Below are 22046 nucleotides of genomic sequence, written 5' to 3' on the forward strand. Positions count from 1 at the left end.
CCTTAACGTATGCTTTACAACTGACTACGAGATACTTACCTCTTTTATTTTACCATCTTACCTGCCCATCCCCTTTGACAATCCACTTTTCGGTAACCAGTTTTTCAAGGGCAAAAGGACCTCTTGCATGAAGTTTCTGCGTGGAGATACCTATTTCAGCTCCTAAACCGAACACTCCCCCATCGGTAAAACGCGTGGAAGCATTGGCATACACGGCCGCAGCATCCACTTCATTCAGAAAGGTTTCGATGGAAACCGGATCCTTTGAAACAATAGCCTCGGAATGGCGCGAGGAGTAGGCTGCAATATGTTGCAGGGCATCGTAGAGCCCATCCACCACTTTTACAGAACATTTATAATCCTGGTATTCCCTGCCAAAATCTTCGGGCTGAGCCTTTTTAAGGTAAGGATACTGCGCTTCCTGAAGAATATCAAAAGAAGTTGCATCAGCAAAAACTTCTACGTTCCATTTCACAAAGTCTGCTTTGAGTTTTGGCAGAAACTCAGCCGCCACCGTCCGGTCAACCAAAATAGTATCCAGTGAATTACAAACCGAGGGGCGCGACACCTTCGCATTGACAACAATTGCTGCGGCCTTATCCAGGTCTCCCGTTTTTTCAACATAGGTATGACAAACCCCTGCACCTGTTTCAATGGTGGGTACCAGAGAATTCTGCCGTACAAATTTGATCAGACTTTCGGAGCCTCTCGGAATAATGATATCCACATACTGAGTAGCATTCAGGAGTTCCGATACGAACTCCCGCCCGGTTGGCAACAGCATCACTGCAGCAGCAGGAACACCCAGTTCCTGCAGGCTTTCATGAATCAGCGACACCAGATAGGTATTGGAAAAATGCGCTTCCTTCCCGCCTTTCAAAACACAGGCATTTCCCGAACGCAGGCATAAAGAAGCCACATCAATGGTAACATTCGGCCTTGACTCATAGATCACCCCCACCACTCCCAGCGGAACCGATACCTTTTGCAGCGCAAGGTCCTGTTCAATACTTCTTGTCAGCAATACCTCACCGGTGGGATCAGGCAAGGATGCCACGTCTCGCAGGCTTTGAGCAAGGTCGCCGATCCGCTTTTCGTTCAACAGCAACCGGTCCTTTTTAGGATCGGCGTCATCCATCAGATCAAGATCTTTTTTATTTTCTGCTATAATAGTATCCGCATTTGCCAAAACCCTTTCTGCCAGAGAAATAAGTAGGTCCGCACGCTGCTGATCTGATAACCGGCGAACCACTACCGATGCATCACGAGTTGCTTTTAAAAGAGGTAAGATAGATTCCATTAGAGTAATACTATATCATTGGCATGCGCCACTTCAAAATTTATTGTTTTAAGATTTTCCCGAATGGCTCTGGAAGTTTCCCTTGCCCTGGCTACGGCAATCATTTCTTCCTGCACCGAGTATATCTCTATAATTTCCCCCGATTCAAATTCACCTGTTACTTCCGTCACCCCCACAGCCAGCAAACTTTTTCGGCGTAGCAAAGCCTTAGCAGCCCCTTCGTCGATCTGCAGACTGCCCGAAACCAGCCCACCGCTCCCCAGCCATCTGTTGCGTGCTGATAAAGTACTTTTTCCTGGGGTGATCTGCGTTCCCGCCTTTCCTTCCAGCGCATTGAGCAATTCGTTATGCTGGTTCATACCAAAGATAATCACTTTGATTGCCATACGCGCGGCTAGTTTGGCAAAGGTCAGCTTTGATGCCATACCTCCCAACCCAAGGAACGACTTATCGGTCCTTACAAATTTAAAAACCTCATTCACATTGGATACGTTCCTGAGTATGCTTCCATTTTCATCCAGCAATCCGCCCACCGAGGTACAGAACATCAAAGTTTCGGCCCCGAAACCTACCGCAAGCAAGGTGGCCAGCTCGTCATTATCCGAAAACTTAAGCTCTCTGTCGCTCACCACGTCGTTTTCATTGACGATCGGAATGATATTATTTTCCCAAAGTTCTTCGAACGTTTCTTTCAGCTGCAGAAATTTGGACCGGTTTGCAAAGTGCTGCCGCTCACATAAACTTTGGGCGATGTAAATTTTATTCGGAGCGAAATAAGTAGCATAGAGCCCCACCAGTAAGGGGTTACCTACGGAAGCAGCCGCCTTCCGCTGGATCATGCTTCCCTTGTAATCCTGTATGAAAGATTTCCCGGCACCAACCGCTCCTGAAGAAACAATGATAATACGATAATGTGGATGTATTTCTGATACCTGTCGGGCTATTTCGGCAATAATCCGGACATCAGGTTCGCCCGAAGGAAGCGTAATGGACGCCGTCCCGAATTTAATTACTAGTATTGGTTTTGACACGTCTTCAGACTTTGACAGAAGTCAGTATTGGTAACTTCTCCACATCCAGTGGTTTTGAAAAACTAATTTGGCCGCAAAATTAATTGAATTACACCAAATCAATCCTACTTTACAGAAATAATGGATCCTGATTATTTTTACCGGTCCCGATCCCGGCGGGATCAAACTTCGTTTTGATTCCCAAACCACGCTTTAATGCCAAAAGGTACTGTTCGCGCGGGATTTCAATGGCTCCATACCTGCGGACGTTATCATTCATAAACTGTGTGTCGAGCAAGGTAAAATGATTCGTTTTGAGTATCTGAATCAGGTAGTGGAAAGCCACCTTGGATGCATTGCTTTCTTTTGAAAACATAGACTCTCCAAAAAAAACGCTGTTGATACAAACACCGTATAAGCCACCCACCAGGTGATTCTCCCGCCACGCTTCCACGCTGTGTGCATAACCCTGTTCGTGAAGCCCGGTATACATCTCAATGATATCTGCCGAAATCCAGGTACCTTCCTGCTCATCACCTGGAGCCACCGGCCTTGGCCCGGCACAACATTGTATCACCTCTTTAAAACGGGTATTGACCCTGATTTCGAAAATCCCCTTGTTTAATACCGGCCTGAGCGACCTGGAGGGTTTGTAGGTATCCAACGGGATGATAGCCCTCGGATCGGGTGAGTACCAGTATATTGTCCCGTCCTCCTCGGCCATGGGAAATATTCCATTCATATATCCGTAGAGGAGATCATCACTTGTTATTTCTGTCATTGTGTTTATTAAAATCCCGGCAAACAGCTTATGGTTACATCCCGTTATCCCCTAAAAGTAAAAGAATACTTACCTCAGCAATTTTTCTCTAAAAACTGAACCATAAAAATATATCAGATGTTTCTTTGTAGTAAATATTTTTTGTGCAAAATTTGCATCCTCTTAGACGACCAACAAAGTCAATGAATAGCAACGGCATACATACTGTTCTTCATACTACGCCTTTCAGGTTTAGGTCCCCCCGGACCATCTAATTCTATTTTACCTACGTGGTAAAACTTATACCCCGCCCATTTTCTTAAATTTTTGAAACGTCCCATCGTAGTTTTCTGGGAATTTAATTTTTGTTTCGAACAATTTTTCGTCAGTAAATTCATCAATGAAAAATACCGATATTGTAGGCAGTAAATTCATCATTCAGACTGCCAATGAAGATCACTTCCATTTTGCAGAAACCATTTGTGCAGAAATGGAAGAAAGTGCTAAAAAACGGGGTACTGGTATAGCAAAGCGTTCACCTGTGTATATCATGGAAAAGATGGTAGAGGGAAAGGCGATTATTGCCACTACCACTACCGGCGAATGGGTAGGCTTTTGTTACATCGAAACATGGGAACACGGGAAGTTTGTAGCCAACTCAGGGCTCATTGTTCATCCCGATTTCAGAAACAGCGGAATGGCAAAGGCTATCAAGCAAAAAGCTTTTGAACTTTCCCGGAAAAAGTATCCGGATGCAAAAATCATTGGGATCACCACGAGCCTTCCGGTGATGAAGATCAACTCGGATCTTGGATACGAACCAGTGACTTTCAGCGAATTACCTGCCGATGATGCTTTCTGGAAGGGTTGTGCAAGCTGCGTAAATTATGATGTACTTACCCGGACAGGCAGAAAACATTGCCTCTGTACCGGCATGATGTACAACCCCGAAGAACACAAGAAAACCGAAAGCGAACCCGAAAAAGACTCCTGGGATTTCCTGAAGGAATCAAGTCTCTATGAGCGTTGGATGCGTATTAAGCAACGTATTTTGTTGCGAAGGGAAGAACGTTCCAAAAAGAAAAATGCCGGGGCTGTGCTTGTACATTAGGTACCAGCACATAATAGATACAGATATTTTCTCTCTTAAATACCTCGCCCGGCAGCCATTATAAGCCCGAAGCGAGGTATTTTTTGTTACTTTGTAGTTCCATTTTACAAACCATAAGTACATATATATTTCCTATAATGTCACAGCCAAAAGTAGTATTAGCGTTTAGCGGAGGATTGGATACCTCATTTTGTGTAAAATATTTAGCTGAAGATAAAGGCTATGAAGTTCATTCTGTTTTGGTAGATACCGGTGGTTTTTCCGAAGAAGATCTTAAAACGATTGAAGCCAACGCCTATGCACTGGGTGTAAAGCACCATGCAACAATTTCCAAAACAGCCGATTATTATAACGATTGCATTAAATATCTGATATTTGGAAATGTACTGAAGAACAATACCTACCCTCTTTCGGTGAGTGCGGAGCGTGTTTTCCAGGCCGTTGCCGTTGCCGAATATGCCAAAGAAATTGGTGCCAGCGCCATTGCGCACGGAAGTACAGGAGCAGGCAATGACCAGGTCCGTTTTGATATGGCATTCCGTATCATCATTCCGGAAGCCGAAATTATTACACCCATACGCGACCTGAAACTTTCACGTGAAGCCGAAATTGAATATCTGACTAAAAAAGGAGTAGGCCGCGAATGGGCCAAGGCTGCATATAGTATCAACAAGGGGCTTTGGGGTACATCTGTTGGAGGAAAAGAAACATTAACTTCCGAAAAATACCTTCCGGAAGAGGCATGGCCCACGCAGGTTTCCAAAACAGTACCCGAAACCATTACGCTTGAATTTGTTGCCGGTGAACTGAAAGGTGTTGCCGGTGAATCTTTTGAAAATCCTGTAGAGGCTATTCAAAAACTGGCAGCCATAGCCCAGCCCTTTGGCATTGGCCGTGATATTCACGTAGGGGATACCATCATCGGAATCAAAGGCCGGGTTGGTTTTGAAGCCGCAGCGCCGTTGATCATTATTAAAGCGCATCATACACTCGAAAAACATGTGCTGAGCGAACAGCAGCTTTACTGGAAAGAACAGCTATCCAACTGGTACGGAAGTTTACTTCACAAGGGCCAGTTTGTAGAGCCGGTAATGCGTAACATTGAGGCGTTCCTTGCGGATACCCAGCCACACGTAACCGGAAAAGTACATGTGCACCTGGCACCCTACCGGTTCTATGTAGAGGGAATCGAATCGCCGTTTGACCTGATGTCGTCCAAATTCGGAAGTTACGGCGAAATGAATAACGCCTGGACAGGGGATGACGTGCGGGGCTTTTCAAAAGTTGCGTCCAATCAGGTAATGATTTACCAGAAGGTGAGTGAGTCAAATAATTGAATGTAGTGGTTACGTAAATGTGTGCAACATGACAATATTGGAACTACAAAATCAAATTCAGCGTAAAGCGCAGGAATTGCCTCCTGATTTACTTAAAGAGGTATTTGATTATATGGAATTTGTACTGAAAAAACGAAAAAAACTGACATCCGCTCAGCATCAGACATTAGAAGAATGGTGGGATAACCTTACGCAATTTTCAGACGATTATATGACAGAAAGAATTCAACCTCCTCTGGATAAAACTGAAAACCTATTCGAATGAAGTATTTTTTGGATACCAATATTGTCGCATATATTATTAACAAACGACCGGCTGAAGTTTTCAGCAAGTTTCAAAGCATTGCCTGGAATGAAATATCCGTGTCTTCAATTGTTGTCGCGGAATTATGGTATGGCGTCGCAAAAAGTGAGCAAGAACAAAGAAACAGGCTAGCTCTTGAAAATTTTCTCAGGCCCTTAATCGTCATTGACTTTGATAATACCGCGGCAGAGGTTTATGCAATGATCAGAGTAAGATTGGAGAATAAAGGAATGATTATTGGAGCAAATGACTTACTAATCGCGGCACATGCGCTTAGTTTGGGCTTAACTCTTGTTACAAATAATGTTAAAGAGTTTGAAAGAGTTGAAGACCTAAAGATTGAAAATTGGATTGCCAAATGACAAAAATTAATATAGGAATAATAGGTGCGGCAGGTTATACGGGTGGCGAATTGCTCAGAATAGTGATTCACCATCCCCATGTAAACATCGCCTTTGCACATAGTAAAAGCCAGATCGGAAAGCCCATTTACGCCACCCATACCGATTTGCTGGGAGATACGGACCTTACATTTTCGGGTGAGGATATCCAGGCCTTGCTAAATCAGGACAATCTGAATGTGATTTTCTTATGCTCTGGCCATGGTGAATCCAGGAAATTCCTGGAGGAATATAGCATTCCTGAAACGGTTAAAATCATTGATTTAAGTACCGATTTCCGGGATGAATCCAGTGGCTTTACATATGGTTTGCCTGAGCTTCAGAAGGAAAAAATCAAATCTTCCAACAAAATCGCCAATCCGGGCTGCTTTGCCACGAGTATCGAGCTGGCCATTTTACCGTTGGCTTATGCTGGTTTGTTACAAGAGGATATTCATGTAAGTGCAGTAACCGGAAGTACCGGAGCCGGGCAGTCGCTGAGCGCCACAACGCATTTTTCATGGCGGAATAACAACTTGTCGATCTACAAGGCCTTCACTCACCAACATCTGACCGAAATTAAAATGAGCCTCAAAAAATTGCAGGCTGGTTTTAACAAAGCCGTTCATTTTGTGCCTTATCGTGGTGATTTTACCCGTGGAATCATGGCCAATGTTTACACGCCTTTTTCAGGAACAACCGAAGAAGCAAAGGAACTGTATAAAAATTATTATGCCGAACATCCTTTTACCCATGTAAGCGATTCGCCGATTGATTTGAAGCAGATTGTCAACACCAACAAGTGTTTTATTCATTTGGAAGTACATGACGGACAATTACTGATTAGCAGCATTATTGACAATTTAACAAAAGGTGCTTCGGGACAGGCAGTCCAAAACCTCAACCTGATCTTCGGATTAGCGGAAGATGCGGGATTGAGGTTAAAGGCACCGTCATTCTGATTTTTTCAACCGCAGAGGAAAGAAACGGTTCGCCGTCGGGTTACCACGCAGAGTCTCACAAGCACAGAAGATTCAGCGGCCTCTGCGCTCAAATCTTTAACTCTGCGTTTAAAAACAATACTACTATGTCACATTTATTCGATGTATACCCCCTTTACGATATAGAACCTGTAAAGGCTGAGGGTTGTTATCTATGGGATACAAAAGGTACCCAATACCTGGATCTTTACGGCGGCCACGCAGTCATTTCCGTAGGGCATTGTCATCCCTATTATGTGGATATGCTCAGCAAGCAGCTCCATGCCATTAACTTTTACTCCAATTCTGTCAAAATTTCCTTACAAGAAGAACTCGCAGAAAAATTGGGAGAATTATCAGGCTATCCGGATTATAAACTTTTTCTGGTTAACTCCGGCGCAGAAGCGAACGAGAATGCCCTCAAACTCGCGTCATTCCATACCGGCAGGTCCAAGGTTGTGGCTTTTACAAAAGCATTCCACGGACGGACCGCGGGAGCTGTTGCCGTAACCGACAACCCTTCCATCGTTGCTCCGGTTAATTATAACAAGCATGTTACCTTCCTTCCTTTTAATGACCTGGATGCACTGGAAGATGGAATTACGGACGAAGTCTGTGCGGTTATTGTGGAAGGAATTCAGGGTGTTGGGGGTATTCAGGTGAGCAGTGATGAATTTCTTCAGGCCTTGCGCAGGAAGTGCGATCAAACCGGGGCAGTATTGATTCTGGATAGCGTTCAATGTGGCTACGGCCGCACGGGTAAATTTTTCTCACATCAGTTCAGCGGGATCCATCCTGACCTGATGACGATGGCAAAGGGAATGGGTAATGGCTTTCCCATCGGAGGCGTTTTGATCTCTCCGGCTTTCAAAGCCAGCTATGGCTTGCTGGGAACTACATTTGGCGGAAATCACATGGCTTGTGCGGCGGGTATTGCCGTCCTTGACATTATGAAGAACGAAAACCTGCTTGATAATGCTACCAAAATCGGTGATTACCTGATGGCAGGAATTAAAGAGATCGGTGGATACAAGGAACTCCGTGGCCGTGGATTGATGATTGGTATCGAATATGGTTTCCCCGTTAAAGACCTTCGGAATAAGCTATTGTTTGAACATAAAATGTTTACTGGTGTCGCTGGCGCCAACACAATCCGGCTACTGCCCTCACTGGCGTTGCGGAAAGAAGAGGTGGATATATTCCTGGAAGCACTACGGGTTTGTTTAAGCGCAGAGTTAAAGGAAGTAATTTAACGCAGCGTTTTTGTCGATTCAATTAGTGCAACACTGAAAAACTTCGCTGACAATATTCAATTCATACAGTGAAGCGATGGAAGATGAGATGCCCGTTGGGTTTACAGAAAATGAGATTAGCCATTTCATTCTAAAATTCGTACAGTCCTTGGTCCGGATTTTGTTGAATCAGTATACGGAATGTTTTTTGTGAACTACAACAAGCCGGATTATTTATTAAGAAACAAAACACTTTACCCGTAGTTTATGAAGAAATGGCTCTGAAATCGGGCGATAAAATGAATTTGTTTCTTGAAAATAAAGTAATTATAGAATTAAGGCAGTAGAAGCCTTAAATAAAATTCATTTTACACAGACTCTCGCGTATCTTCGTCTGCCCAAGTGCAAAGTTGGTTTATTGATTAATTTTAATGTAGTATCCCTAAAAGATGGCATACGCAGGATCGTAAATAGGTTTTAACGCTGGGTTACTCAGTGCCAAACTCTCAGGACTCTGCTTTTAAATTACCAAAATATAAATGAAACACTTTTTATCCATCCACGACGTAGCAGACCTTAACAAACTGGTTACCAGTGGAATAATCTCCAAAAGAAACCCGTTTGGTGATGCCGAACTTGGCAGGAACAAGACAATCGGATTATTATTCTTTAATTCCAGCCTCAGAACCAGAATCAGCACACAGAAAGCTGCTCAAAACCTGGGACTGAACGTGATCACGATGAACGTAGGCCAGGACGGCTGGGGATTAGAAATGGAAGAAGGTGTGGTCATGAATGGTGACAAAGCCGAGCACGTAAAAGAAGCTGCGGCGGTGATCGGAAGTTATTGCGACATTATCGGTATCCGTTCCTTTGCCGGATTGCAAGACCGCGAAAAGGACTATCAGGAAATTGTTTTCCAGCAATTCAAAAAATATGCGGAGGTCCCGATTATCAACCTGGAATCTGCCACCCGTCACCCGCTGCAATCACTTGCCGACTGCATTACGATCGAAGAATTTAAAACAAAGGAACGCCCCAAAGTAGTACTTACCTGGCTTCCGCATTTCAAACCACTTCCGCAGGCCGTTGCGAATTCATTTTGCGAATGGATGAACAGGACAGACGTGGAGCTTGTCATCACACATCCCGAAGGATATGATCTGTCGCCGGAATTTGCGGGCAAAGGACAGGTCATTTATGATCAGAACAAAGCGCTGGAAGGGGCTGATTTTGTTTATGGCAAAAACTGGTCGTCCTATCATCATTACGGGCAGGTACTCACCAGCGACCCTTCCTGGATGATAACTGAGGAAAAAATGTCATTAACGGATAACGGTAAATTCATGCACTGCCTTCCACTCCGGAGAAATATGAAGGTTGCCGACGAAGTACTGGACGGCCCGCGCTCCCTGGTGATTGAACAGGCCGCCAACAGGGAATGGTCTGCCCAGGCTGCGCTCAGGGAAATTCTGATGGGCCTCTAGGATTTAAGCTGAACTTTAAAACATTGTCTCATGGTTGTTGCTGATAATAACCATGACTGAAATAGTATACACCAAACATGATGAGCACCGACACATTGGCATCCCCCGACACTTTCCAGAGTAAACCAATACGTAAGACAGGAGTATTGATCGTTAATCTGGGAACGCCGGATAGCCCTTCCGTACCGGATGTAAGGAAATATCTCCGGCAATTTCTGATGGATGAACGTGTGATTGATATCCCGTATCTTAACCGCTGGTTGCTAATCAATCTGATCATCGCCCCTTTCCGTGCACCCAAGTCTGCCAAGGTATACCGTAAGCTATGGCTTCCCGAAGGGTCTCCGTTAAAAATTTACGGCTACTCGGTGGAAGAAAAACTACAGAAAGTATTGGGAGAAAAATATGTAGTAAAGCTGGCCATGCGTTATCAGAGCCCGAGTATTGAAAGTGCGCTCAAAGAACTCCGGAAAGAATGCCTTACCGATATTGTGGTGGTATCGTTTTTCCCACAGTATGCCTCTGCTTCAACAGGATCTGTCTATAAAGAGGTTATGCGTGTAGTGCAGGACTGGGAGGTATTACCCGAGATCAGGTTCACGAACCGGTTTCTCGATCATCCGAAGTTTATCGAAGCTTTTGCAAATCTTGGTAAAAAATATATGGCAGAACGCGACTACGACCACGTCGTTTTCAGCTACCACGGCTTGCCCGAGCGCCAGATAACCAAAGGGGATGTTACCCGTAATTTTTGCCAGTTTGGAAGCTGCTGTGACGTTCTGGACCATCGGAACCAGCATTGTTACAGGGCTCAATGTTTTGAAACAACGAGATTGCTTGTAAAAGAAATGGGGATTCCCGAAGGCAAATATACCACCTGCTTTCAGTCGAGACTTGGGAAAACGCCCTGGATAAAACCATATACCGACGAAATAATACCGGAGCTCACTAAAAAAGGTGTAAAAAGTGTACTGGCCTTTTCTCCTTCGTTTGTTGCAGATTGCCTTGAAACAACTATTGAAGTGGGTGAGGAATATAAAGAGTTATTCGAAAAGGAAGGTGGTATTCACTGGCAGCTGGTAGAAAGCCTGAACGACAGCGATATATGGGTGGAAACGGTAGAGGACCTGGTTAAAAATGCCTGAACCTAACGTTTCAGTACTCAGCAGAGCTTTTAGTATCAAACGATTGTAAAGATGAAAATCTCAATACTCTCAACTTCTCCGCGCAAAGCAAGTAACTCCTTAAAGGTAGCCAGATATATCAGCAGTCAGCTTCCGCAGGACGGTCATGAAATTTCTGTTTTCAATTTCGAGGATATTGATATACCCATGATCGGACGGGCCAGCCTGGATATCAGTCATCTGACCCTATTTCAAAAAAACCTTATCGCTGTCTGGGAACCTGCTGAGCTGGTAATCTTTGTAGTGCCCGAATACAACTGGACTACCAGCGGAGAGCTTATCAATGCCATGCATCAGCTCGGCGAAAAGGAATATGCATCTCTTTTTGACAACAAGGTATTTGCTTTTGTGGGGGTATCCAGCGGCCGCGGCGGGCGCAGGCCGTGTATTGAAGTGGGCCTACTTGTAAACAAGCTGATCAGCTTTCTGAACGTACACTCCGTGGTTTCACCCAAGCTTTTCGAGTCGCACGAAACTGCCAGGAACCTGGATGAAGGCGGGTATTCCAAAGGAAATGCCATTTATGAGAAAGGTATCGCCGACTTCCTGAAATATACACTGGAAATTGCGAAAAAGTGGCATTCATAAAAAATGCCGGCCACCAAGCCCACATTCCTATCCGACCAGTCTAGAGAAAAACTTTCTCTTTATACAAGTCTGCCAGTACAGACACTGCATAATCAACCTCTTCTGCTGTATTATACTTACCAAAGGAAAACCGCACATTGGCGCGGTCCGGATCCACCCCTAATTCTGTTAGAACGTGTGAGCCTACGTCTGTCCCGCTGGAACATGCACTTCCACCGGAAACTGCAATACCTGAAATATCCATATTGAACAGCAGCATATCGCTGATATCCGAAGGTGGCAGGCTCACACTCAGAACAGTGTACAAGCTGTTGTCAATCTGATCTGAATTACCGTTAAAGCCAATCCCTTCTATCTCTGCGGTTAACCGGGCAATCATACGGCGCTTCAGATTTTCGATATGTTTCCTGTGCTCATCCATATCCCTGTAAGCAATTTCCAGCGCCTTGGCCAGCCCAACAATACCATAGATATTTTCGGTACCTCCGCGCATGTTACGCTCCTGGGAGCCTCCGTGTAAGTACGGACTTATTCTGGTACCTGGTTTTATATATAAAAACCCTATGCCCTTCGGGCCGTGAAATTTATGCCCGGCACCTACAATAAAATTGGTCTTAAGCTGCTGAAGATCATGCCTGTAATGACCCATGGTTTGCACCGTATCACAATGAAACACCGCATCATACTTTTCACAAATATCTCCCACCGTCTGCAAATCCAGCAAATTGCCAATTTCATTGTTTCCATGCATTAGCGACACAAGAGACCTGGGCCGTGACTGCAGCAACGCTTCCAGATGTGCCAGATCAACCTCCCCTTTTTCATTTATCCTTACATAGCTTAATTCAATCGTACCCGTTTTGGCGAGATGCTCCAGCGTATGCAGAACGGCATGATGCTCTATCCTGGAGGTAATGGCATGTTTCAACCCAAAAGTTTCGATACTGGACCGGATCGCCGTATTGTCAGCTTCGGTACCTCCGGATGTAAAGAAAATCTCAGCAGGTGCCGCATTTAAAATCCCGGCTACACTTTTCCTCGCTCTTTCAATTGCCGAACGGACCGCACGCCCATAAGAATGAATGGACGACGGGTTCCCAAATTGCTCTGTCATAAGCGGCAGCATCGCTTCCAAAACCTCAGGATCAAGCTGTGTGGTTGCCGCATTATCAAAATACGCTTTCATAGATGATGGGTCTATGTGATATTATTTAAATATACTGTTCAAAAAAATCAGGTGCTGCAATGATTGCAGCACCCGTGTAACAGTTTCGGTTTATTAAAGCAATTTATTTAGTTCTTTGGTTCCGAAATAATCTCTTTAATATCCGATATGATCTTATTGGCCAGATTATTAGCTGTTGTATACGTTTCAGACTCAGAATAAATCCGGATGATGGGCTCGGTATTCGATTTCCGGAGATGAACCCATTCTCTGTTAAATTCTATCCTGACACCGTCAATGGTATTAATAGGCTGCTTTGAATATCTTGCCTGTATGCGGGCCAGTATATGATCCACATTAATATCAGGTGTGAGTTCTATCTTGTTTTTGGATATATAATAACTCGGGTAAGTTCGCCGGAGTACCGATGCCGACTTCCCAAATTTAGCCAGGCTGGTCAGAAATAATGCAATGCCCACCAATGCATCCCGCCCGTAATGGCTTTCAGGATAAATTACGCCCCCATTGCCTTCTCCGCCGATTATTGCCTGGCAGGATTTCATCATGGTCACTACATTCACCTCTCCTACGGCCGAGGCAAAATACTCCCCGCCGGCTTTTACTGTTACGTCGCGTAAAGCTGCGGTGGACGACAGGTTTGAAACCGTATTGCCCGGCGTATTTTTCAGCACATAGTCGGCAACTGCAACCAAGGTATATTCTTCTCCAAAAGGTGTTCCATCCTCGCACATCAACGCCAGGCGGTCTACATCGGGATCCACTACAATTCCAAGATTAAATGACCCCTGTTCCAGTTCCTTGCTTATTTCTCTGAGGTGCTCAGGAAGCGGCTCAGGGTTATGCGCAAAATTTCCGGTTGGCTCACAGTTAATCAGCTTTATATTTTTGGGTTCCACACCCAGCGCCTCCAGCAGCATAGGCACCGCAATCCCGCCGGTTGAATTCACTGCATCAACGACAATTCTGAAATTGGCATTTTTTATCGCTGCCGTGTCAACCAGCGCCAGCCCCAGGACATGTTCGATATGTTTCTGCAGATAGGTATCGTCGCTCTGGTAACTACCCAGTTTTTTTACATCGACAAAAACGAAATCCTCCGCATCCGCAATTCTTAATATTTCGGCACCATCCTCCTCCGAGATAAACTCCCCCAGATGATTTAACAGCTTTAATGCATTCCATTGTATCGGATTGTGGCTTGCCGTCAGAATAATACCCCCAGCAGCTTTTTCAACAGCCACGGCTATCTCTACAGTGGGGGTGGTAGACAGCCCCAGGTCCACCACGTTGAGCCCAACTCCCTGCAAGGTTCCGGCCACCAGCCTGCTCACCATTTGTCCGGAGAGCCTGGCATCTCTGCCAATAATTACTTTTGAATTTTCTGGATTAGTGTGTCTCAGCCAGGTACCATAAGCAGCTGAAAATTTGACAACATCAATCGGAGTCAGTGCCTCGCCGGGTTTTCCGCCCACAATTCCCCTGATTCCTGAAATGGATTTGATTAACGTCACGGTGATAAAATTACTCTTTTAACTTATTACACAAAAGTACTAAAATTCCCCCGGTATGGGTGGTTTTTTCCAGAAACAAACATAAGTTTCGATTAAAAGGCATCCGTTGTTATGCGGTCATTTCAATTGTCACATTTGTAAAAAGCGATGAATTCGCATATCCTTTAAAAGACCCCATCACAGGTGCCAGCTGATCAAAATCTGCAGAGGTTCCCAGGCTTATGTGGTTATTACCAATTACTTTACCCTCGGTTGGGTCAAATCCCCGCCAGCCCGCTCCCGGGAGGTACACCTCCACCCAGGCATGCAGTTCGTGGGCTTGCTGAGGGTTACCGTACAGATAACCGCTTACGAAACGGGCCGCAATCCCAAGACTCCGGCAACAGGCCATGTACAGTCTGGCAAAATCGCGGCAGGTACCGGTGCTGTTCCTCAAGGTATCATCCGGATGCATGGCGCTTCCGTATGCTCTGTGGCTGTATGAGAAGTTTTCAAAGATATATTTACATAATTCTACCAAAAAAGGTACCGTACCCCAGTTCACCTCATTGGCAATTTTCCTTGCAAATTGTTCCACATTTCCGGTAACATCTCCTCTGTTCAGATATGGCAGAAGGTACTTATGTATCCTGTTGTCGTATAAAAAAGGAAAGTTTTTTGAGCCGAACGGAAATAGTACAAAATCAAAAACGTTGATCGTTTCCGATAAAAGGGTCATAGATGCCGTCACCGTCAGATAGCTTACCGGCCCATTATAGAAATAAACCACCTGCTGAACATTTCCTTCCGCATCCACATTTTTGACAATCTTCGACGGAAAAGGGTCTATCAAAAGCTGATAGTCAATCACTCGCTGATGCGGGTAAGACCGGGGATATAAATAAAGTGTGTGAGGCTGAAGAGCCACCGGACTATTATACGAATATTGAAGGGAATGCCGAACACTCAGGTTCATGAGGTTTCCTCAATTTTAGTAAAAACAGATTCCATCCACTCTACCGGTAACTTCTGTACCGAATTATTTAACAGAGCACTCCATTGTTTGGCCACAAAATCCAGGTCGTCTTTCTCAAAACGGTGTTCCATCACCTGAAAAGAATCCTTTTCGTAGAGGATAACATCAATGGGATAATCCACGTCATTGGAACTTACCCGGGTTGAATCAAAAGATAAAAATCCTATTTTGAGGGCATCCTGCATGCTGGAGTCAAACCGCAGGCTCCGGTACAGCAAAGGCTTTCCATAACCCGAGTTTCCGATAATCACAAAAGGCGAGCCTTCGTCACCAACCTCTACCCAATTGCCTTCGGGATAGAGGAGAAACAACTTGTGCTCCTCATCATTTTCCAGCTGCCCTCCCACAATGGCAAAAAGGTTAAAGGCCAGGCCTGCCTCGGTTAATGATTTTTTATCCTCTTCGGCTACTCTCCTCACCTGCGCTCCAAAAGCATTTACGGCTTTGTATAACTTGTTAAAAGTGGAGTCCTGCTCATCCAGAACTTCCCGGAAATAGGTGATCGCCTTGTCACGAACAGACCGTAAACCGGAGGTCATGATAAATATCGAATGATTTTCAAGTTGATGAACAGATACTTTTTTATTCGACGAAACTTCCGTTCCGGATGTCAAACGGGTATCTGCAATGGCTACGAGCCCTTTTGCTACTTTAATCCCTAGGCAATATGTCATGTACGTGCGGCTGTAATGATTGTTTACTGGGTACTAAAGTATGAAAGTTTATCAGTTCATCCACTGACTTTTACCCGAGCCGGACGTCTGGCTCATCGACTGTCCTGAAAGTGATTCCGTTTCCAGCCCGAAATACCGGTCAAAAATGGCAGTATCTATTTCATTATTCCGGATCTGGAATTTATCAAGATACTCATGAAGTCCCATTTTAAATACGTCTTCCACATCCGTAAATTCCAGCTCGCTACGTATTTTACTCAGTGCTCTTTCGGCAGGATTGGTATGCCCTCTTTCGGGAATAGATCCCGCAATGGCATAAAGTGAAAGCTCAGCCTGGCGTACGCAATAGGCGATGGAGCGCGGAAACAATTTATCGAGAATAAGAAATGCGACAATATTCATGGGCGTCAGCGCACGATGTGTCTGCCGGTACATGTTATATGCACTTACCGACTTCAGCACCGCGGTCCAGAGCATCAGATCAAGCGTAGAACCGGATGTACCGCTATCCTGCTGCAAGGTAAAATATTTAACATCCAGGAAACGGGAGCATTTGTCAGCCCGCTCAATATGCCGCCCCAGACGCCCGAAATGCCATGCTTCGTTGCGGGTGATGGAAGCATCCACTACGCCATGAAATAACTGGCAATTTTTACGGATATCCGTAAAATAGGTTTGCATGTGGTCCATATTCCTGAAATCATCCGGCGAAGTACCTTTGATGGCCAGGTAAAATGTATTGATACTTTCCCACATTTCCTTGGAGATGGTTTCCCTTATCGTGCGGGCATTTTCACGCGCTTCGTAGAGGCAGCTGATAATCGAATTAGGATTTCGTTTATCAAAAGTCATGAAATGAATCACATCCTCCTTAGTCGGTTTCTCGTAGTATTTATAAAACAAAAAATGGTCGGCAGTGGCGATCAGCAACGGCTCCCATTGTTCATCGATATCAGGCGGCAAATCCAGGGCCAGATTAAAATTAACTCCCACGAAACGTGCGTAATTTTCGACACGTTCCATATAACGGTTCATCCAGTAAATTGAATTAGCAACTCGACTTAGCATAAGCGGCAAATATTGTAATTAAGATAATGAATCAGAATATTAATACAGTGAACCTCTCAAAATACCTAATAAAATTTCGCAAATACAAGGATATACGAAAAATAATAAAACTTCTCAAAAGAATATCATTTCTTCAATAAGTCTTATCATACCGCTCTTTTTGTGCAACTGAATAACAGAAAAACTGTGCCCGTATATTTCCCGGACAATGTTAAAACTTTCGTAATAATTTAATTCTTTTTTGTAAAATTAAATATGATATTTCACGCCGTATCAGGGCAAATTTTATTCACATTATAAACACCTACAGAAGTGTCCAGCAAAGATCAGTTTATAGCTTCCATCCAGAAGTCATACCAGACCAATCAGCCGACGATACATCTTGGATCGGCAATATTGAACGGAGAAATTATTTCCGAGGCAAGGGTAAATCTTCCTTTACGCATGATGAACCGCCACGGACTGGTGGCAGGGGCCACCGGTTCGGGAAAAACACGTACTCTACAGGTACTGGCCGAACAGCTTTCAGCCGCAGGAGTACCTGTTTTCATGTCGGATATTAAAGGAGACCTATCCGGAATTGCCCAGCCTGGAAAAAGCAATGCTGCCATTGAAGAACGGGCAGCAGCATTGGGAATAACCTTTGAGCCGCGAGGCTTTCCGGTGGAGCTTTATTCGCTGAGCGGAAAAAAGGGCTCACAAATGCGGGCCACCATTCTGGAATTCGGCCCGGTACTGCTGTCCAAAATTTTTGAACTGAACGATACCCAATCCGGGGTTCTTGCCATTCTTTTTAAATATGCGGATGATAAGGACCTGCCCATGGTTGACCTCAACGACCTGAAAAAAGTACTGAGCTACCTCTCAGAGGGGCCGGGTGCAGCAGAGATCAAATCGGATTACGGAAGTATTTCTTCCTCCACGGCAGGAACCATTTTACGGAAGATAGTGGCTTTGGAGCAGCAGGGCGTCAGCAGCATTTTTGGCGAAAGGTCTTTTGACATCACCGACCTCATCAATAAAGTTGACGGACAAGGGGTGATCAGCCTTTTAAACATATCGGATGTCCAGGACAAGCCTGCGCTCTTTTCCACTTTTATGCTGAGCCTCCTGGCTGAACTGTACCAAAAATTACCGGAGGCGGGCGATCTGGACAAGCCGAAACTGGTTTTCTTTCTGGACGAAGCGCATTTATTGTTTAAAGATGCCCCAAGAGCTTTCCAGGATCAGATTGAGCAGGTTGTGCGGCTGATACGCTCCAAAGGAGTAGGTATTTTCTTTTGCACGCAAATGGCACAGGATATCCCCGTATCTGTGTTATCTCAGCTTGGAAACCGGGTTCAGCACGTTTTACGCGCCTTCACGCCTCAGGATGCTGACGCCCTTAAGCAAACCGTCAAGACCTATCCAAGATCCGATTATTACGCCATCGACCAGATCCTCACCACACTCGGTATCGGCCAGGCGCTCATTACTGTACTCAACGAAAAAGGTATACCTACGGAGGTGGCTGCCACGCATCTGGTCCCTCCTATGTCCGTGATGGGCCCTATGGTGCAGGCCGACTACGACAACCATGTTCGCCAGTCGGATTTGTATCAAAAATACAAAGACCCTGTCGACCCGGAAAGTGCTTACGAAATGCTCACCCGCAGAATGGAGGAGCACGCAAAAGTAGAAGCACAGGCGAAGGAAGAAGTGCAGCAAACCCGGCAGCAGAAAGAAGAAAAAGGGATGATATCGGAGGTACTGGCTTCTCCGCTGGCCAAACAAATCGGGCGCGAAGTGGTACGTGGTGTATTTGGAATGCTGTTTGGAAAAACGACAACAAGTTCCCGAAAAAAAAGCGGCGGGTTATTCGGCTTTTAACACATCCATTTTTGTGCGGCTGGCAGAAGGAGGTATTCCCGGAACCAGCCGCTTTTTCTCTGACGAGGCATGTTTGGTCACAAACCGGTTCCTTTGCAATCTCCCGGCTCCTGCTGTTTTTTTACAGGCCCTGCATCAGGGTTAGTTTTTTGTAAAAGCCCTCTTCCTGGTCCAGCAGCTCATTGTGATTTCCTCTTTCTACTATTTTACCCTGATTAACCACCAGAATTTCATCCGCGTGCTGAATGGTACTCAGCCTGTGGGCAATCACCAGCACGGTACGGTGCTCCATCAGGTGTGTGAGTGCTTCCTGCACCAGCTTTTCGGATTCAGTATCCAGCGCCGAGGTAGCTTCGTCCAGAATCAGGATGGCAGGATTTCGTAAAATAGCTCTGGCAATACTGATCCGCTGACGCTGTCCGCCGGACAACTTACTGCCCCGGTCTCCTATTACGGTCTGATATCCATCCGGCTGATCCTGAATAAAATTATGCGCGTTGGCAATTTTTGCCGCGGCAATCACTTCATCACTGGTAGCTTTTGATCCGAAAAGAATGTTGTTAAAAATGGTATCATTAAAGAGAATAGATTCCTGCGTTACTATTCCCATCTGATCCCGCAAGGAGGAGGTGGTGATATCCCGTAAATCATGTCCGTCGATCAGTATTTGTCCGCCGGAAGGATCATAAAACCTGGGAACCAGATCTGCAATAGTGGATTTCCCACCACCGGAAGATCCCACCAACGCCACCGTTTTACCTTTTTCAATGGTAAAACTGATATTATTCAGTACAGGAGAGCCAGGTTCATATTCAAACACCACATTCCTGAACTCGATCTGATGCTGAAACGCTGGGAGGGTGGCAGCATTTTTTCTCTCGGCAATTACATTTTTAGTGTCCACAAGTTCCAATACCCTTTCGCCGGAAGCTACACCGCGCTGTGTGTTGCTGAAAGCGTTGGAAATTTCCTTAGCCGGCCGCATAACCTGCGAGAAAATCGCGATGTAGGTAATAAATTCGGAAGCTGCGAGTTCGGAATGGTTCGTAAGTACCAGCGAACCGCCATACAGCAAAATGATAGCAACAACCGTGACTCCCATAAATTCAGAAAATGGCGCTGACATTTCCCTTTTATACGCCATGGAGCGGATCGCGGTTTTGTAAGCCGTATTTTCCACCCGGAATTTCTCCTTGATAAACCCCTCTGCATTGAAACCCTTCACCACACGCATACCACCAAACGCTTCGTCCATCAGGCTGATCAAACCACTCAGCCTGCTTTGTCCTTCGCGGGCATCTTTTCTCATTCTTTTAACAATAAAAGCAATGAAAGTACCGGTAATAGGGATAATCAGAAAAGCGAACAAAGTCAGCCGGGCAGAGATACTGAAAAGCGTTACCAGATAGATGATCAATGTAAAAACTTCCTTGAAGGCGGCTGAAAAAGTATTGGCAATGGAATTCTCCACTTCCTGAACATCGGTTACAACGCGGGAAATCAAATTGCCTTTTCTTTCATTGGAAAAGAAGCCCAGGTGCAGGTCAATCGCATTGTCAAAAACGGCCTGGCGTAATCTGGAAACCATATTCACCTTGAAATTCTCAAGAAACCGTGACGACAGATACCTGAATATATTCGAAAGAAAAACGGCAACGACTATCAGAATACAAACGAATTGCAGTGCACCTACGCGCCCGTTTTCAAGGAGATAGGTTTGAAAATAAAAATCGAATAATTGCTTAGGATAGTCAGCAGACACCGAGAACGGCGGTCGCTGAATGACTACAGTCCGGACCGAGTCAACCTGCTTAAAAAGTACATCCAGGAGCGGTATCAGTAACGTAAAATATACGATTCCGAGAAGGGATGCCAAAAACGAAGTAATAAAAAAGGGGGCTATAAAGTTTCGCAGCGGCCGGGCATACGAGAGGAGGCGCCAATATGTTTTCATTGCGCAAAGGTATGGAAAATCAGCATGCCTGAGCTAATCGGGACGAGCCTGCGAGATTCCTTAACAAAATTCTAATCTAAAATTAATCTGTTAGCTTTACTGTAATGCTGTTCCCGGCTGCGGCAACGTCAAAGGCACAATCCTCAAACTTCGGAGGCGAAAATCTTGGGCGGAAATTGTTACTGAATCCGTAAGGTTCTTTGGGGATACCGATAAAGTTTTTGTCGAGTTCGTTATTTCCGTTCAGGTCATGGTACACGGCCAGGGCATATTTCCCAGGTTCCAGCTCAATTTTCACCTGCATTTGATCATGCAATGCCACCGGAAGAATCCTATAAATACCAGGACGCCCTTCAAATTTTTCGTTAGGCCTGAAAATCGCAATCCATAATTTACCCTTCACATGTCTGATATTGGTAATGGTGACACTAAGTGTAACCGGAGTCGATACCCTTGTTACCGAGAACAAGGGTATCAAAAAAAGAGATAAAATAAGGCCTTTCCTCATATCATGCTTATTCTTTCCAGCCGATCACACAACGTTCATTCAGGAGTTTTTCAACGTTATGGTCGACCGTAAGACGGTTTTTCTCATTGTCAAAGTCATCGCGGTATCTTTCTTTCAGCTCTTTTCGTTTCATAGCTTCCAGGTATCTCCTTCCATCCTCCCGGGTTTCGAGCAACAGCGGCGGCACCTTGGTTGGCTTATCATCCTCCCCTTTTGCTACCATGGTCACGTAGGAGGTGTTGGTATGCCGCTGAATTCCGTTTCTGACGTTCTCCGCAACTACCCTTATCCCGATTACCAGAGAGGTACGTCCCACATAGTTAACCGAAGCATGTAACGATACCAGATCTCCTACTTCAACAGGCTCAAGAAAATTAACCGTATCCACCGACACAGTAACGCAGTAATTACTGGCATGGCGTGAAGCACATGCGTAAGCTACTTTATCAATCAATGAAAGTAATATTCCACCATGAATTTTCCCCCCGAAATTGGCATAGGACGGAATCATCAGTTCGGTGAGCGTGGTTTGGGAATATTTTACGGGGCGCGCCTCTAATTCCATTTAAAACAGTATATAAGTTATCT

21 protein-coding genes and 1 pseudogene are annotated in these 22046 nt (G+C 45.1%); 11 read left to right on the top strand and 11 right to left on the bottom strand.

Annotated features, from left to right (window positions below; translation table 11 throughout):
- Nucleotides 1-49 precede the first annotated feature (49 nt).
- From KOE27_RS19110 to aat, 3 genes are all read right to left on the bottom strand, one after another.
- Nucleotides 50-1300 carry a glutamate-5-semialdehyde dehydrogenase gene (locus tag KOE27_RS19110; protein WP_215240411.1) on the bottom strand — a complete coding sequence of 417 codons (1251 nt, stop codon included), beginning with the start codon at nucleotides 1298-1300 and terminating at the stop codon, nucleotides 50-52.
- Complete coding sequence (gene proB / locus KOE27_RS19115; RefSeq protein WP_215240412.1) at nucleotides 1300-2331, bottom strand: glutamate 5-kinase; 1032 nt, start codon at nucleotides 2329-2331, stop codon at nucleotides 1300-1302. The genes KOE27_RS19110 and proB overlap by 1 nt, the downstream gene beginning before the upstream one ends.
- Nucleotides 2332-2440: 109 nt before the next feature.
- Nucleotides 2441-3091, bottom strand: coding sequence for a leucyl/phenylalanyl-tRNA--protein transferase (gene aat, locus KOE27_RS19120; protein WP_215240413.1), 651 nt, complete (start codon nucleotides 3089-3091; stop codon nucleotides 2441-2443).
- Between the two features lie 379 nt (nucleotides 3092-3470).
- Here aat and KOE27_RS19125 point away from each other — a divergent pair, with 379 nt between their 5' ends.
- The 10 genes and pseudogenes from KOE27_RS19125 (at nucleotide 3471) to KOE27_RS19170 (ending at nucleotide 11673) form a co-directional block, all read left to right on the top strand.
- Complete coding sequence (locus tag KOE27_RS19125; RefSeq protein WP_215240414.1) at nucleotides 3471-4181, top strand: GNAT family N-acetyltransferase; 711 nt, start codon at nucleotides 3471-3473, stop codon at nucleotides 4179-4181.
- Between the two features lie 137 nt (nucleotides 4182-4318).
- On the top strand, nucleotides 4319-5518 hold the full coding sequence (locus tag KOE27_RS19130) for an argininosuccinate synthase (RefSeq protein WP_215240415.1): 1200 nt from the start codon (nucleotides 4319-4321) through the stop codon (nucleotides 5516-5518).
- 28 nt (nucleotides 5519-5546) lie between these two features.
- Nucleotides 5547-5783: a DUF2281 domain-containing protein gene (locus tag KOE27_RS19135; protein WP_215240416.1), complete on the top strand. Its 237-nt coding sequence runs from the start codon at nucleotides 5547-5549 to the stop codon at nucleotides 5781-5783.
- Nucleotides 5780-6184, top strand: coding sequence for a type II toxin-antitoxin system tRNA(fMet)-specific endonuclease VapC (vapC, locus tag KOE27_RS19140; RefSeq protein WP_215240417.1), 405 nt, complete (start codon nucleotides 5780-5782; stop codon nucleotides 6182-6184). The genes KOE27_RS19135 and vapC overlap by 4 nt, the downstream gene beginning before the upstream one ends.
- Nucleotides 6181-7164 carry an N-acetyl-gamma-glutamyl-phosphate reductase gene (gene argC, locus KOE27_RS19145; protein WP_215240418.1) on the top strand — a complete coding sequence of 328 codons (984 nt, stop codon included), beginning with the start codon at nucleotides 6181-6183 and terminating at the stop codon, nucleotides 7162-7164. The genes vapC and argC overlap by 4 nt, the downstream gene beginning before the upstream one ends.
- A 125-nt stretch (nucleotides 7165-7289) precedes the next feature.
- Nucleotides 7290-8435, top strand: a complete 1146-nt coding sequence (locus tag KOE27_RS19150; RefSeq protein ID WP_215240419.1) for an aspartate aminotransferase family protein — start codon at nucleotides 7290-7292, stop codon at nucleotides 8433-8435.
- A 215-nt stretch (nucleotides 8436-8650) separates the two neighbouring features.
- Nucleotides 8651-8895 (top strand): annotated as a pseudogene (locus KOE27_RS19155) (GxxExxY protein).
- Nucleotides 8896-8953: 58 nt separating this feature from the next.
- Complete coding sequence (locus KOE27_RS19160) at nucleotides 8954-9901, top strand: N-acetylornithine carbamoyltransferase (protein WP_215240420.1); 948 nt, start codon at nucleotides 8954-8956, stop codon at nucleotides 9899-9901.
- Between the two features lie 80 nt (nucleotides 9902-9981).
- Nucleotides 9982-11046, top strand: a complete 1065-nt coding sequence (gene hemH, locus KOE27_RS19165) for a ferrochelatase (RefSeq protein WP_215241681.1) — start codon at nucleotides 9982-9984, stop codon at nucleotides 11044-11046.
- A gap of 51 nt (nucleotides 11047-11097) precedes the next feature.
- The gene (locus KOE27_RS19170) at nucleotides 11098-11673 is read left to right on the top strand and encodes an NADPH-dependent FMN reductase (RefSeq protein ID WP_215240421.1); all 576 of its coding nucleotides are present in this window, start codon (nucleotides 11098-11100) and stop codon (nucleotides 11671-11673) included.
- Between the two features lie 40 nt (nucleotides 11674-11713).
- On the opposite strand, the gene KOE27_RS19175 is transcribed toward KOE27_RS19170, so the two are convergent.
- The 5 genes from KOE27_RS19175 to KOE27_RS19195 all read right to left on the bottom strand — a co-directional run bounded on the left by KOE27_RS19175 (nucleotide 11714) and on the right by KOE27_RS19195 (nucleotide 17127).
- Entirely contained in the window at nucleotides 11714-12859 is a 1146-nt protein-coding gene (locus KOE27_RS19175) for a cysteine desulfurase family protein (protein WP_215240422.1), read from the bottom strand.
- 107 nt (nucleotides 12860-12966) lie between these two features.
- A complete protein-coding gene (gene glmM / locus KOE27_RS19180) occupies nucleotides 12967-14370 on the bottom strand; it encodes a phosphoglucosamine mutase (protein WP_215240423.1) in 1404 nt (467 codons plus the stop codon).
- 109 nt (nucleotides 14371-14479) lie between these two features.
- The gene (locus KOE27_RS19185) at nucleotides 14480-15325 is read right to left on the bottom strand and encodes a transglutaminase family protein (protein WP_215240424.1); all 846 of its coding nucleotides are present in this window, start codon (nucleotides 15323-15325) and stop codon (nucleotides 14480-14482) included.
- A complete protein-coding gene (locus tag KOE27_RS19190; protein ID WP_215240425.1) occupies nucleotides 15322-16059 on the bottom strand; it encodes a peptidase in 738 nt (245 codons plus the stop codon). Before KOE27_RS19190 ends, KOE27_RS19185 begins: the two co-directional genes overlap by 4 nt.
- A 51-nt stretch (nucleotides 16060-16110) precedes the next feature.
- The gene (locus KOE27_RS19195) at nucleotides 16111-17127 is read right to left on the bottom strand and encodes an alpha-E domain-containing protein (RefSeq protein WP_215240426.1); all 1017 of its coding nucleotides are present in this window, start codon (nucleotides 17125-17127) and stop codon (nucleotides 16111-16113) included.
- Nucleotides 17128-17439: 312 nt separating this feature from the next.
- Here KOE27_RS19195 and KOE27_RS19200 point away from each other — a divergent pair, with 312 nt between their 5' ends.
- The gene (locus KOE27_RS19200) at nucleotides 17440-18996 is read left to right on the top strand and encodes a helicase HerA-like domain-containing protein (RefSeq protein ID WP_215240427.1); all 1557 of its coding nucleotides are present in this window, start codon (nucleotides 17440-17442) and stop codon (nucleotides 18994-18996) included.
- 121 nt (nucleotides 18997-19117) lie between these two features.
- Here KOE27_RS19200 and KOE27_RS19205 read toward each other — a convergent pair whose 3' ends face one another.
- The 3 genes from KOE27_RS19205 to KOE27_RS19215 form a co-directional block, all read right to left on the bottom strand.
- Nucleotides 19118-20950, bottom strand: coding sequence for an ABC transporter ATP-binding protein (locus tag KOE27_RS19205; RefSeq protein WP_215240428.1), 1833 nt, complete (start codon nucleotides 20948-20950; stop codon nucleotides 19118-19120).
- 82 nt (nucleotides 20951-21032) lie between these two features.
- Nucleotides 21033-21458 (bottom strand): DUF2141 domain-containing protein, encoded by a 426-nt coding sequence (locus KOE27_RS19210; protein ID WP_215240429.1) that lies wholly within the window; start codon nucleotides 21456-21458, stop codon nucleotides 21033-21035.
- 7 nt (nucleotides 21459-21465) lie between these two features.
- On the bottom strand, nucleotides 21466-22023 hold the full coding sequence (locus KOE27_RS19215; RefSeq protein ID WP_215240430.1) for an acyl-CoA thioesterase: 558 nt from the start codon (nucleotides 22021-22023) through the stop codon (nucleotides 21466-21468).
- Nucleotides 22024-22046: the final 23 nt, after the last annotated feature.

The organism is Dyadobacter sp. CECT 9275, assembly GCF_907164905.1.
GTDB lineage: Bacteria > Bacteroidota > Bacteroidia > Cytophagales > Spirosomataceae > Dyadobacter > Dyadobacter helix.